Below are 13456 nucleotides of genomic sequence, written 5' to 3' on the forward strand. Positions count from 1 at the left end.
GCAATCCGGCGTGCCTGCCCTGTTCACAGCACCTGGGAGAGGAATCGCTGCAGCCGCTCGGTTTCGGCAGCTTCGAAGATCTGTCCAGGCGGACCGAATTCCACTACTTTGCCGTGATCCATGAACACCACAGCGTCCGACGCCGAACGCGCGAAGCCCATTTCGTGAGTGACCACCACCATCGTCATGCCGTCAGCGCCGAGATCGGCGATCAGCGCCAAGATCCCTTTGACCAGCTCAGGATCAAGGGCCGAGGTCGCCTCGTCGAAGAACATCACCTGCGGGGCCATGGCCAAGGCGCGGGCAATCGCGACGCGTTGCTGCTGGCCACCCGACAGTGCGGTGGGCCGAGCGCCGGCCTTGCCTTTAAGGCCGACCCGGTCGAGGTGGTGCAGCGCCAGCTCTCGGGCCGCCTCGGTCGATATCCGGCGCAGCTTGCGCGGTGCTAGCGCCACGTTGTCCAGCACGGTGCGATGCGGGAAGAGGTTGAAATGCTGGAACACCATCCCGATGCGTTGGCGCAGCCGGTCGGGGTCGTCGCGCAGCACCGATTTGCCGTCCAGCAGGATGTCGCCGCTATTGGGTTCGTGCAGCCGGTTTAGTGTGCGAAGCAATGTCGACTTGCCCGAGCCGGACGGCCCGATGACCGCGGCCGTGGTGCCGGCCGGCACCTGGAATGTGACACCGCGCAATACCGGGTTGCCGCCAAGGACCTGGTGAATATCCTTGGCCCCCAGTGAAACCGGTGCGTTGACCGGTCCGGTTCGGTCGCCACATGCCATTACGTCATCTCCCGGCCAATGGTCGACGTGACGACTTCGGCCGGATCAGCCGGCTCGAGCTTGGCGCGGCCGCGCCGAAGCCGAGTGTCGATGAAGTTCACCAGATGGGTCAGCGGGACGGTCAGGGCCAGGTAGAAAATCCCGGCTGCCACCAGCGGGGACAGGTTGCCGGTCTGCGCGTTGAGGTCGCGGCCGACCTGGAACAGCTCGCGCTGGTTGGCGACCAGTCCCAGGAAGTAGACCAGGGCGGAGGCTTTCAACAACGCGATGAACTGGTTGACCAGTGCCGGCAACACCCGTCGTATCCCTTGCGGGACCACCACCAAGCGCATCGCGGTGGAGTAGCTGAAGCCCAGTGCGCGAGCGGCCTCCAGCTGGCCGCTGTCGACGCTTTGAATCCCCGATCGCAGGATCTCCCCGACGTATGCACCGGTCATCAACCCGAGCGCGGCGATACCCAACGGGTAGGGGTTGTTGTTGGTCAACCCGCCCACCACCGGTCCCACGCCCAGGCCGATGATCAGGATGATCACCACCTCGGGCAGGCCGCGGAAGATGTCGGTGTACACCCGCGCAGGCCAGCGCAGCCAGCGGCGCCCTGAGATCCCCGCGATCGCCAGCCCCATTCCGATCGCCAGTCCGATGACACTGGCGCTGCCGGTCAGGATCAGCGTGTTGGGCAGCCCGGTGCGGAACAGCGTCGGGATCACTTGCCGGTAGATGTCCCAGTCCAGGAAGGATTCGCGCAGCTGCGTCAGTGTCGACTTGGGGGCTGCCGGATTCACCGGTTTGCGATGATGTTGGGCCGCAATGGAGGCGAAGTCGGGCAGCTTCGGCGTCGCGGCGGCTTTCGATCCCGGTTTCCATCCCGGCGGCAGCGTGCGCGGCACCCACTTGCTGTACAGCTCGGCCCAGGTCCCGTCGGCGATAACGGCGTCCAGGCCCGAGTTCAGGGCGTCGACAAGTGGCTGATTATCCCGGGCGACGGCGTACGCGACGAAATCGTCGGTACCGAAGGTATCGGCGACGATCACAGCTGGATCGGTGGAGCGGATCGCGCTCGTCGCCTGATTGGCCGGCGCCACCCATGCGTCAAGCTGATGGGTTTTCAGGCTGGCGTAGACGGTGGCGAAGTCAGGGTATTTCACCGGCTGCAGGTGCAGCGTCTCGACGACGTAGTACTCCTCGACGGTGCCCTGAACGACACCGATCCGCTGGCCGGCGGCCAAGTCGCCGAAGTCCTTGATGGGCGAACCCGGGGGCACCACCAACGAATAGAAGCCGAAGTCGTAACCGTTGGTGAAGGCGACCGTATGCCGGCGGGCGTCGGTGGCCTTGACTGACGAGGAGCCGACGTCGAAGCGCCGCGAGGCTACTTGCGCGAGAAGGCCAGAAAAGTCTGTGCCGACGAATTGCACGTGCAGGCTCAGCTTGGCGGCGATTGCCCGCAGCAGCTCGTTGTCGAAGCCGGTGAAACGGCCGGTGGCATTGATGCAAGTGCTGGGCGGCGCATCCGATAGTGTGCCGACCACCAGGGTGCCCGGCGTGCCCAGGCCAAGTTCGGCGGGGTTGATTGCGTTGAGTGGCACCACGCCGGGGGTGGTCTCAGTGTCCGGGTCGGCGGCACCGCCGCGCGAAGAAACAAGATCGTCGGGCAGCACGGTCGCGCTTTCCAAGCCCGGTGGTGCGCATTGATTGCGGTCGGCTGCGGCCGGGGGTGCGCCCGCCAGGCCAGCCACGATCAGGATCGTCGCGACTATCCCGAACAGCTTTACGCCGCGGTGGACGGGAGCGTCGACGTTCGAACTCATTACCGCCACCGTAGCGAGCGGCTGCGGGCAGGGGTTCAGAGCGCCAGCGAAGTCCGTTCGGAGTCCAGTTCACCTTCTGCGGCGATCGGTTCGGCGGCGATGTAGTCGCGGTGAAGACTGAAGACGCCACGCCGGCGTAGCTCGGCGACCATCCGTTCGGCCGTCAGTGCGGATCGACCCACACATGCCGCCCGAGCGGCTTTGGGATCCCGGCGGTGCATCGCCGCGTTTTCTTCTTCATAGAACGGCAGCATGTCCTCGCGGGTATCTTGGTAGGTCGCGAAAAACACGCGGGGGATCAGGTTCTGCGAGGCGCGGATGGTGGCGTGCAGTCGGGGTCCCGCGTATTCGTCGTTGACCGTCCGGCGGTATTCCCAGGCGATCTCGGCGAAGTTGCGGGGTTCTCGGGCGGCCCGCAGCGAGCGCAGCAGCGCGTCGAGCTCGGTGAGGATGCGCGGAGTAGGGTTGGCCGCCGCCCGCGCGGAGGCGACGCCGTTGAGCAGGCCGTCGAGCTCGTGGTGCTCCAGCACGGTCGCTTCGTCGAACCGCTCGACGAAGGCGCCGCGGTGGTAGCGGGTGGAAACGATGCCGTCATGTTCGAGTTGGACCAGCGCCTCCTGGATGGGCACCCGGCTGACGCCCAATCCGTGCGCGATTTCGTTGCGGTCCACGCGATCACCGCTGCGAAGTCTCCCGGTCAATATCAGGCACAATATGTGCTTGACTACCTGGTCTTTTTCTTTGACTCCATACTTTTTCGGCATCAGGTTTCGAATATCTCTTTCGCCCCCCGGAGGGCCAGTTCCGCGGTCAGTTTCTCATGACTTTGGTCGTGAATCGAAATGTTTTGTCCGGTAAACGACAAGTTAATTGACGTTCGCGTCGCGCCACCTGCAGAGCGCTTGCGCGCCGGTCAAGTCGTAGTCGGGACCGCCGCAGCCGACGGTCAGCAGCGTGACGCCGAGACGGGTGAGGGCTTCGGCGTTTGAGACGACGTCCGGGCCGCCGCCGGCCGACGCGGAACGTTCGATGGTCCGCGGGTCTCGACCGACAGTCTCGCAGTGTCGGCTGAGCACTTCGGCCTTTGCGGGAAACTCGTCCACGGAAGCGAAGCTGTGCCATAAGTCCGCGTACTCGGCGACCAGGCGCAGGGTCTTGCGTTCGCCGCCGCCGCCGATCAGCACGGGGATGTCGCGGGTCGGCGCCGGGTTCAGCTTCGCCAACCGTGACTTGATTCGAGGCATCGCCATGGCGAGGTCGTCGAGCCGGCTGCCGGCAGTACCGAACTCGTAGCCGTACTCGTCGTAGTCCTTCTGCTTCCAGCCCGAGCCGATGCCCAGGATCAATCGCCCGTCCGAGATGTGATCGACGGTTCGGGCCATGTCGGCGAGCAGTTCAGGGTTGCGGTACGAATTGCAGGTCACCAGCGCGCCGATCTGGATACGCGATGTCTGCTCGGCCCAGGCACCGAGCATGGTCCAGCACTCGAAGTGCGCGCCGTCGGGGTCGCCATAAAGCGGGAAGAAATGATCCCAGTTGAAGGCGATGTCCACGCCCATGTCCTCGCAGCGCCGGACGGCGTCGCGGATCTGGCTGTACTGCGGGGCATGCTGAGGTTGCAGCTGTACGCCGATGCGGATCGGAAAGTCGGGAAGCACAGGGGAGGCCATAGTGACCACCGTAGGCGTCAGGCCCCGTCGATCACCTGGCGCACGAGGTCGATCAACGCGCGGGGTTGGTCGCTCTGCACCGAGTGGCCCGAGTTCTCGACGACGTGCGCACCGCGGAAACGTTGTGCGCGTCGTCCTAGTTCGGCAACATCGTCGTCGTTGACGAAGCCGGAGGTTCCGCCGCGCACCAGCGTCACCGGCGCAGACAGGGTGTCGACGTCTGCCCACAGGCTGTCGAAGTCGGGGAACTTGCGAATGGTGTCGTAACGCCAGGTCCAGTTGCCGTTGTCCAGGCGACGTGAGTTGTGGAATACGCCGCGACGCAACGCTTTTACCTCACGGTGCGGCGCCGCGGCGACCGTCAGGTCCAGCATCGCCTGGAAGCTGGGGAACTCTCGTTCACCTGCCATCAATTCCACCGTGCCGCGCTGCTCCTTGGTCATCTCGGAGTGGCGTGCCAGCGCTGACGGGGTGACGTCGATTAGCACCAGCTCATTGACCAGCTCGGGCGCCAGCGCGCCGAGCCGGATGGCGGTCAGCCCACCCAGCGACATCCCGACCACGAACTCGGCGTTGGGGGCCAGCTCTCGTAGTACCGGCACCAGGGTGTCGGCGTTGTTCTGTGGCGAGTAGTCGCCGTCCTTGCGCCACGCCGAATGACCGTGCCCGGGCAGGTCGACCGCCAGGGCGGGTTCGCTCAGCCCGACGATCACGGTGTCCCAGGTGTGCGCGTTCTGTCCGCCGCCGTGCAGGAAGATCACTCGCGGGTCTGAGCTGCCCCAACGCAGCGCGCTGATCGGCCCCGCGTCCACCCGCTCGACCGCGGGTAGCGGAGCAGACGTGCCGGCTTGCTCGGCGTTCTCGGCGAGTAGGTCGAACTCGTTCAGGCCGTCGAGTTCGTCGGGCGGGGCGTCGGTCACCCCTGTGACTCTACGAGCCGCGGAACTGTCGCCGAACGTCGCGCCGGGGCGACGTTGAGGGCGACGGGCGTCAGCCCTCGATGATGAACTCCTCGAGCTGCGTGCGCGCGACGTCGTCCGGCAGCTGCTCGGGTGGGCTCTTCATCAGGTACGCCGACGCCGGGAGAACCGGCCCGCCGATGCCACGGTCCTTGGCGATTTTGGCTGCCCGGACCGCGTCGATGATGATGCCGGCCGAGTTCGGTGAGTCCCACACCTCGAGCTTGTACTCCAGGTTCAGCGGCACGTCGCCGAAGGCGCGGCCCTCCAGTCGGACGTAGGCCCACTTGCGGTCGTCGAGCCAGGCGACGTGGTCGGACGGCCCGATGTGCACGTTCTTGTCCTCGACCTTCCCGGCGAGCGAGCCGGTGAGGTTGGAGGTCACGGCCTGGGTCTTGGAGACCTTCTTGGATTCCAGCCGCTCACGCTCGAGCATGTTCTTGAAATCCATATTGCCGCCGACGTTCAGCTGGTAGGTGCGGTCCAGCGTGACGCCGCGGTCCTCGAACAGCTTGGCCATCACCCGGTGGGTGATGGTCGCGCCGACCTGGCTCTTGATGTCATCACCGATGATCGGCACGCCGGCGTCGGAGAACTTCTTGGCCCACACCGGGTCGGAGGCGATGAACACCGGGAGCGCGTTGACGAATGCCACACCGGCGTCGATGGCGCACTGGGCGTAGAACTTGTCGGCTTCCTCGGAGCCCACCGGCAGGTAGGACACCAGCACGTCGACCTTGTTGTCCTTGAGCACCTTGACCACGTCGACGGGCTCTTCATCGGAGAGCTCGATGGTGTCGGCGTAGTACTTGCCGATACCGTCCAGCGTCGGGCCGCGCTGCACGACCACATTGGTCGGCGGCACGTCGGCGATCTTGATGGTGTTGTTCTCCGAGGCGTAAATCGCGTCGGACAGGTCGAAGCCCACCTTCTTGGCGTCCACGTCGAAGGCGGCCACGAACTTGACGTCGCGGACGTGGTACGGACCGAACCGGACGTGCATCAGGCCGGGGACCGAGGACTTGTCGTCGGCGTTGTAGTAGTACTCGACGCCCTGAACCAGCGAGGACGCGCAGTTGCCGACGCCGACGATGGCGACTCGTACCTCAGACGCCTGGGGCGCGTTCTGCTCACTCATTTGGGCGTTCTCCTAACCTTTCGAACTCTGGGTTCTTGGATATGCATTTTTCGTATAGCGGACGTGCATTTTTCGTGCAGTGGATGTGCATTGTGGTGCGGAAATTTATGTTTGTTCGACGGGATTGGGCGCTGCCCGTTCCGCAGCGATGAGCTCGTTGAGCCACTTGACCTCACGCTCGCTGGATTCGAGCCCGAGTTGATGCAGTTGGCGGGTGTAGCGGTCGAACGAGCTACTGGCCCGCGCCACAGCTTCGCGCAGGCCCTCCCGGCGTTCCTCGACCTGACGGCGCCGACCTTCCAGGATGCGCATCCGCGCCTCGGCCGGAGTGCGGTTGAAAAACGCCAGATGCACTCCGAAGCCGTCGTCTGTGTAGTTATGCGGGCCGGTGTCGGCGACCAGTTCGTTGAACCGGCGGCGGCCCTCATCGGTCAGCTGGTAGACCCGGCGGGCCCGCCGTACGGGCGTCCCGGCCGGGGCGGCGTTCTCGGCGATCAGGCCGTCTGCCTGCATGCGGCGCAGCGCCGGGTACAGCGAACCGTACGAGAATGCGCGGAAGGCGCCGAGTAGGCCGGTCAGCCGCTTGCGCAGCTCGTAGCCGTGCATCGGCGACTCGATCAGCAGACCCAGAATCGCGAGTTCCAGCATCGAGTCACCTCCCTTGATGTGGCTTGACGGTGTTGGCCGATACTTCGGTCGTTACGAAGCTCCGACGCCTCGCGTCATCGTATCGCCCCGATATATTAGCCACAACTCAACCGGGTGTTCGTGCGGTGTTAGGCACACCTGGACGTGCCAGGCGGGACCGCCTCAGCTCACGTAATTGACCTGCTTGACGGTGCCGTCACTGGCCAGGGCGATGTACCCGCTGCCGTAATCGCTGGAAACGTAGATCGTGAGGGTCAGGGTGCCCGGCGCAGTCGGATCCTTGGCCGGTTCGACGATCAGATACGTGCTCTTGATATCGGACTGTTTGATGCCGACGGTCTCGGGTGCCCCGCGCAGCACGCCAACCACCGTCTTGACGTCGAACTTGCCGAGGTCGACCAGCACCGTGTCGGTGCTGCTCTTGGCCGAGTTGCTCGGATCTCCCCACCCACCGCGGTAGGTGTAGTTCAGGATCCGGCGGTCGTCGTTCGGGTCTTTGCGATCGAGCGACGCGTAGGTGGGGTAGACCACCAGGCGGTAGCCAATGGTGTCGCCGAATCGCCTACGGGTCTGTTCCATCAGGCCGGTGAGGCCGCCGAGGGAATGCAGTTGCTTGGGTGGGGTGACCACCACCGGCGCGACGCCGTCGGACTTGGCGCCGGGATCGGAAGTGAAGTCCAGGGGCGAGGTGGTGTTGCCGTATAGACCCCAGCCGATGCCAATGCCCAGCAGCACCGTGACCCCGAGCGCGGCCGCGGCCAGCCCCAGTCCGGCGCGGGGCGTGCGCGGCCTGAGTACCGGCGGTTTCACCGGTGCGGCCTGGGACTGCAGATCCGCCAGTAGCGGCTGGAGGTCGCCCAGCGTCACGGCCTGGGTAGCGGCGCTGATCCGCTCGCGGTGTTCCTCCGACGAGATCTCACCGTCGTTGAAGGCCTCGTCGAGGATCCGGCAGGCCTCTTGACGGTCGCTGTCCTTTGCTCGCGTCGATGTTGTACCCGACCATTTCGCCACTCGTCGATGGTAGAAGTCGCGTGCTGGGCTGACCGCACGCGCACGGCAACAGACTGTGTTGCATATCGGCAGCGGGGCGGGCGACGTACTCTGGTCAGCGTGCGACTGCAGCGACAGGTGGTGGATTACGCGCTTCGGCGGCGCTCACTGCTGGCCGAGGTGTACTCAGGCCGCACCGGCGTATCCGAGGTATGCGATGCGAACCCGTACTTGCTGCGCGCTGCGAAGTTTCACGGGAAACAAAGCCAGGTGATGTGCCCTATCTGCCGCAAGGAGCAGCTGACGTTGGTTTCCTGGGTTTTCGGCGAGCACCTGGGTGCGGTGTCGGGGTCTGCGCGCACCGCCGAAGAGCTTGTGCTGCTGACCACCCGCTTCTCCGAGTTTGCCGTCCACGTGGTGGAGGTGTGTCGCACCTGCAGCTGGAACCATCTGGTGAAGTCCTACGTGCTCGGTGCGCCACGCCCCGCGCAACCGCCGAGGAAATCTCGCACTGCCAGTGAATAGCGAAGGGCGCCACCACCAGTCGTCTAGTGAGACCCCGGACGAGCCGACGACTGAAGAGGGCAAGCATTCCAGCGGCCACGGGACGGGTGCGCGGCCGTTACCGCGTCGTCCAGTACCGCCCGACGACCGGCTGACCACGGTTATTCCAGCGGTGCCCGACGCGCCGGCGTCGCGGCACGCCGACCCCATCGACGAGGTCAAGGCGGCGCTGGACAATCCGCCGCCGCAGCCCGACCACCTCGACCGGGTCAAGGCCGCGCTGGAGTCGCCTTCGCCGCGGGCCGGGAGACAACGGACGGCGGGAGACCGTCGCGCACCCGGCGGGCCCCCGCCGTCGGGTCCGCCAGGTTACGCGGGCGGGCCGACCGGCCGGCCGCGGCCAAACTGGAGTGAACAGATCAACTGGCGGTGGGTCAGGCGGTCGTTGTACCTGAGCGCGGCGGTGCTGATCCTGCTGCCCATCGTCACTTTCACCATGGCGTACTTCATCGTCGAGGTGCCCCGCCCTGGAGACATCCGCACCAACCAGGTGTCCACGATCCTGGCCAGCGACGGCAGCGAGATCGCCAAAATCGTTCCGCCCGAAGGCAACCGGGTCGATGTCAACCTCAATCAAGTTCCGGTGCACGTTCGCCAGGCGGTGATCGCTGCCGAGGATCGCGGCTTCTACTCCAACCCCGGGTTCTCCTTCAGCGGATTCGCCCGGGCGGCGCGCAACAACCTGTTCGGCGGCGACCTGCAGGGCGGTTCGACGATCACCCAGCAGTACGTCAAGAACGCTCTGGTCGGATCGGCGCAACACGGGCTGAGCGGGATGATGCGTAAGGCCAAGGAACTTGTCATCGCGACCAAGATGGCGGGGGAGTGGTCCAAAGACGATGTCCTGCAGGCCTACCTGAACATCATCTATTTCGGGCGCGGCGCTTACGGCATCTCCGCGGCGTCCAAGGCTTACTTCGACAAACCGGTCGAACAGCTCACGGTCTCCGAAGGCGCACTGCTGGCAGCCTTGATCCGGCGGCCGTCCACGCTCGACCCGGCCGTCGACCCCGAAGGCGCACTGGCGCGGTGGAACTGGGTGCTTGACGGCATGGTGGAAACCAAGGCGCTGTCGGCCGAGGACCGCGCCAAGCAGGTGTTCCCCAACACGGTCTCTCCGGAGCTGGCGCGTGCGGCCAACCAGCCGACCGGCCCCAACGGATTGATCGAACGGCAGGTCACCCGCGAATTGATGGACCTGTTCAACATCGACGAACAGACACTCAACACCCAGGGTCTGCAGGTCACCACCACGATCGAACCGCAGGCCCAACAGGCTGCGGAGAAGGCCGTCGCCAAGTACCTGGAAGGCCAGGACCCGGAGATGCGGGCGGCGGTGGTGTCGATCGACCCGCACAACGGGGCGGTCAAGGCGTACTACGGCGGGTCCAACGCCCAGGGTTTCGACTTCGCCCAGGCGGGTTTGCAGACCGGGTCGTCGTTCAAGGTGTTCGCCTTGGTCGCCGCGCTGGAGCAGGGCATCGGGCTGGGCTACCAGGTGGACAGCTCGCCGTTGACCGTCGACGGCATCAAGATCACCAACGTCGAGGGCGAGAGCTGCGGCACCTGCAATCTGGCGCAAGCGCTGAAGATGTCGCTGAACACGTCGTACTACCGGCTGATGCTCAAGCTCAAAGGTGGACCGCAGGCGGTGGCCGATGCCGCGCACCAGGCCGGCATCGCCAAGAGCTTCCCCGGTGTGTCGCACACCCTGTCCGAGGACGGCAACGGCGGTCCACCTAACAATGGAATCGTGTTGGGCCAGTACCAGACTCGGGTGATTGACATGGCCACGGCGTACGCGACGCTGGCCGCGTCGGGCACCTACCACCGGCCACACTTCGTGCAGAAGGTGGTCAATGCCGAGGGGCAGGTCCTCTTCGACGCCAGCACCTCCGACAACGGTGGCGAAGAACGTATCCCCAAAGCGGTGGCCGACAACGTGACCGCCGCGATGCAGCCGATCGCCGGGTATTCCCGGGGCCACAATCTGGCCGGTGGGCGGGCGTCGGCGGCCAAGACCGGGACCACGCAGTTAGGGGATACCACCTCGAACAAGGACGCGTGGATGGTCGGGTACACGCCGTCGCTGGCCACCGCAGTGTGGGTGGGCACCGTCAAAGGCGACCAGCCGCTGGTGACTGCGTCAGGTGGCGCGGTTTACGGCTCGGGTCTGCCGTCGGATATCTGGAAGTCGACGATGGACGGTGCGCTGAAGGGCACCCAGAACGAGACCTTCCCCAAGCCAACCGAGATCGGCGGCTATGCGGGTGTGCCCGCGCCTCCGCCGCCTCCGCCGGCCCCGCCGTCGGAGACCGTGATTCAACCCACCGTGGAGGTGGCGCCCGGGATCACCGTCCCCGTCGGGCCGCCCACCACCATCACGCTCGCGCCACCGGCGCCCGGAGGCCCGCCGGCGCCCGGCGGCCCGCCCGCACCAGGCGGGCCCGGTGGGCCAGGTGCGCCGGGCGTTGGTCCGCCCGCCGACGTGCCTAACCCCCCGTGACCCCACCCGAACCCCCCGTGACCTCGCCCGAGGCCACGGTAGCGACGCAGCGTGCCGAGATTTCGCCGCAGCCGCTGGCCGCCGACCGGCGCAGTGCCGACAGTCGCGATTGCCCGAGCCGCAATGACGTGCTGGGCGGCGCGCTGGCCGGCCTCATCGGTGGTCCGGTGGGTAGTCACGCGATGATCGGACGCACCCGGTTCATGACGCCACTGCGGGTGATGATCGCAATTGCCTTGGTGTTCCTGGCGTTGGGATGGTCGACGAAGGCGGCGTGCCTGCAGAGCACCGGCAAGGGGACCGGGGATCAGCGGGTAGCGAATTGGGATAATCAGCGTGCGTATTACGAGTTGTGCTACTCCGACACGGTTCCGTTGTACGGAGCTGAATTGTTGAGCCAGGGCAAGTTCCCGTACAAATCCAGTTGGACCGAAACTGACGGTAGCGGTGCCCCGCAGATTCGCTACGACGGCAAGGTCGCAGTGCGCTACATGGAGTACCCGGTCGTGACGGGGGTGTATCAGTACCTCTCGATGGCGTTGGCCAAGACCTACACGGCGTTGAGTAAGGTTGCGCCGCTGCCGGTTGTCGCCGAGGTCGTAATGTTCTTCAACTTTTCCGCACTCGGTCTGGCGCTGGCCTGGCTGGCCACGGTGTGGGCGACGTCGGGATTGGCGGGCCGCCGGATCTGGGACGCCGCACTGGTTTCCGCCTCGCCCCTGGTGATTTTCCAGATCTTCACGAATTTCGATGCGCTGGCAACGGCTTTCGCGATGGGAGGGTTGCTGGCCTGGGCGCGACGAAAGCCTTGGCTCGCCGGTGTGCTGATCGGGCTGGGTGCGGCAGCCAAGTTGTATCCACTGCTGTTCCTAGGGCCGCTGCTGTTGCTGGGGATCAGGTCCGGGCGCCTCGGCGGCGTGGCTCGCACCGCAGGTGCCGCCGCTGCGACCTGGTTGGCGGTGAACCTACCGGTGATGGTGCTCTACCCGCGTGGCTGGTCCGAGTTCTTCCGCCTCAACACCCGTCGCGGCGACGACATGGATTCGCTGTTCAATGTGGTGAAGTCGTTCACCGGTTGGCGGGGCTTCGATTCCTCGCTGGGTTTCTGGGAGCCGCCGACAGTGCTGAACGCCGTAGTCACGACGCTATTCTTCTTGTCTTGCGCGGCAATCGCTTACATCGCTTTCGCGGCGCCGCAGCGGCCGCGGTTGGCGCAGCTCGCCTTCCTGGTGGTGGCGGCGTTCTTATTGACCAACAAGGTGTGGAGTCCCCAGTTCTCGTTGTGGTTGGTGCCGCTGGCGGTTTTGGCGGTGCCGCACCGCCGAGTCCTATTGGCGTGGATGACGATTGATGCGGTGGTCTGGGTGCCTCGCATGTACTACTTGTACGGAAACGCCAGCCGGTCGCTGCCCGAGCAGTGGTTCACCGCAACCGTGCTGTTGCGTGACATCGCGGTGATGGCACTGTGCGCCTTGGTCATTCGGCAGATTTACCGGCCCAACGAAGATCTGGTGCGCTGGCACGGCCGAATCGACGACCCCGCGGGAGGGATCTATGATCGGGCGCCCGATGCGATGCCCTGGTGGCTGCGCAAAGATCCGGCGGCACCGGCCCCCACTGCTGTCGCGACGGGCAGCTGATGCGCGTCGCCATCCCGCTGTTCCCGCGCTTCACGGCGCTGGACGCGGTCGGGCCTTACGACGTGCTGCAACGTGTTCCGGGTGTGGAAGTGGTTTTTGTTGGACACGGGCGCGGGGAGGTCCGCACCGAGAACGGCATGTTCGGCGTCAGCTGCGACGCCACCTTCGACGAGGTCAGCGCACCGGACGTGGTGGTGGTTCCCGGTGGTATTGGTACCCGTGTGCTCGTCGGTGACGAAACCTTGTGTCGCTGGCTGCAATCGGTGTACCCGGGAACACGGTTCACCACCTCGGTGTGCACCGGGGCGCTGCTGCTGGCCAGTGCGGGGTTGCTCGATAGACTCACCGCGGCAACGCATTGGGGGGCGGCCGAGGAGCTGAACGCACTCGGCGCGCGATACGTGCCCGAGCGCGTTGTGGAGCATCTGCCGCAACGCATCATTACTTCGGCTGGGGTATCGAGCGGCATCGACATGGCGCTGCGGCTGGTGGAGCTGCTGTTCGACCGGCAGGCCGCCGAGGCCGTCCAGCTGCTGATCGAGTATGACCCGCAGCCCCCGTTCGATGCCGGCGCGTGGGGTAAAGCCGACGCGGCGACGAAGGCCAGGGCGGCAGAGTTCGCCCGCTCGCGACACTGAATTTCCAGCTCAGCCCGACGTCCGGTAGCCTAGGGCGGTTGCCGACGCAGGCGACCCTCCTGCCACGGAACGTCCGTGGCCGCCCAGACCAGAGGAGGTGATGAGGTCCC

Annotated in this window: 12 protein-coding genes; 4 read left to right on the plus strand and 8 right to left on the minus strand. The window is 65.7% G+C overall.

Translation table 11 applies throughout. The annotated features are described in order from the left end of the window. Nucleotides 1-23 precede the first annotated feature (23 nt). From H0P51_RS00285 to H0P51_RS00320, 8 genes are all read right to left on the minus strand, one after another. Nucleotides 24-782: an amino acid ABC transporter ATP-binding protein gene (locus H0P51_RS00285; RefSeq protein WP_180916085.1), complete on the minus strand. Its 759-nt coding sequence runs from the start codon at nucleotides 780-782 to the stop codon at nucleotides 24-26. After that, nucleotides 782-2593, minus strand: a complete 1812-nt coding sequence (locus tag H0P51_RS00290) for an ABC transporter substrate-binding protein/permease (RefSeq protein WP_180916086.1) — start codon at nucleotides 2591-2593, stop codon at nucleotides 782-784. The genes H0P51_RS00285 and H0P51_RS00290 overlap by 1 nt, the downstream gene beginning before the upstream one ends. A gap of 35 nt (nucleotides 2594-2628) precedes the next feature. Beyond that, nucleotides 2629-3357 carry a GntR family transcriptional regulator gene (locus tag H0P51_RS00295; protein WP_180916087.1) on the minus strand — a complete coding sequence of 243 codons (729 nt, stop codon included), beginning with the start codon at nucleotides 3355-3357 and terminating at the stop codon, nucleotides 2629-2631. A 102-nt stretch (nucleotides 3358-3459) separates the two neighbouring features. Further along, nucleotides 3460-4263 (minus strand): LLM class F420-dependent oxidoreductase, encoded by an 804-nt coding sequence (locus H0P51_RS00300; protein ID WP_180916088.1) that lies wholly within the window; start codon nucleotides 4261-4263, stop codon nucleotides 3460-3462. Nucleotides 4264-4280: 17 nt separating this feature from the next. Then, nucleotides 4281-5183, minus strand: coding sequence for an alpha/beta fold hydrolase (locus H0P51_RS00305; protein WP_180916089.1), 903 nt, complete (start codon nucleotides 5181-5183; stop codon nucleotides 4281-4283). A gap of 70 nt (nucleotides 5184-5253) precedes the next feature. Continuing rightward, a complete protein-coding gene (locus H0P51_RS00310) occupies nucleotides 5254-6360 on the minus strand; it encodes an inositol-3-phosphate synthase (protein WP_180916090.1) in 1107 nt (368 codons plus the stop codon). A 105-nt stretch (nucleotides 6361-6465) separates the two neighbouring features. After that, a complete protein-coding gene (locus H0P51_RS00315) occupies nucleotides 6466-7008 on the minus strand; it encodes a PadR family transcriptional regulator (RefSeq protein WP_180916091.1) in 543 nt (180 codons plus the stop codon). Nucleotides 7009-7170: 162 nt separating this feature from the next. Then, the gene (locus H0P51_RS00320; RefSeq protein ID WP_180916092.1) at nucleotides 7171-8019 is read right to left on the minus strand and encodes a DUF1707 SHOCT-like domain-containing protein; all 849 of its coding nucleotides are present in this window, start codon (nucleotides 8017-8019) and stop codon (nucleotides 7171-7173) included. A 99-nt stretch (nucleotides 8020-8118) separates the two neighbouring features. Between H0P51_RS00320 and H0P51_RS00325 the strand changes: the two genes are divergently transcribed. From H0P51_RS00325 to H0P51_RS00340, 4 genes are read left to right on the plus strand one after another with little or no spacing between them, the layout of a single operon-like run. Further along, nucleotides 8119-8523: a DUF5318 family protein gene (locus H0P51_RS00325; protein ID WP_180916093.1), complete on the plus strand. Its 405-nt coding sequence runs from the start codon at nucleotides 8119-8121 to the stop codon at nucleotides 8521-8523. Next, nucleotides 8516-11068, plus strand: coding sequence for a transglycosylase domain-containing protein (locus H0P51_RS00330; RefSeq protein ID WP_180916094.1), 2553 nt, complete (start codon nucleotides 8516-8518; stop codon nucleotides 11066-11068). Before H0P51_RS00325 ends, H0P51_RS00330 begins: the two co-directional genes overlap by 8 nt. A 17-nt stretch (nucleotides 11069-11085) precedes the next feature. Beyond that, nucleotides 11086-12708: a glycosyltransferase family 87 protein gene (locus tag H0P51_RS00335; RefSeq protein WP_180918636.1), complete on the plus strand. Its 1623-nt coding sequence runs from the start codon at nucleotides 11086-11088 to the stop codon at nucleotides 12706-12708. Beyond that, a complete protein-coding gene (locus H0P51_RS00340; protein ID WP_180916095.1) occupies nucleotides 12708-13346 on the plus strand; it encodes a DJ-1/PfpI family protein in 639 nt (212 codons plus the stop codon). Before H0P51_RS00335 ends, H0P51_RS00340 begins: the two co-directional genes overlap by 1 nt. The last annotated feature ends 110 nt before the right edge of the window (nucleotides 13347-13456 follow it).

The organism is Mycobacterium vicinigordonae, from assembly GCF_013466425.1.
GTDB lineage: Bacteria > Actinomycetota > Actinomycetes > Mycobacteriales > Mycobacteriaceae > Mycobacterium > Mycobacterium vicinigordonae.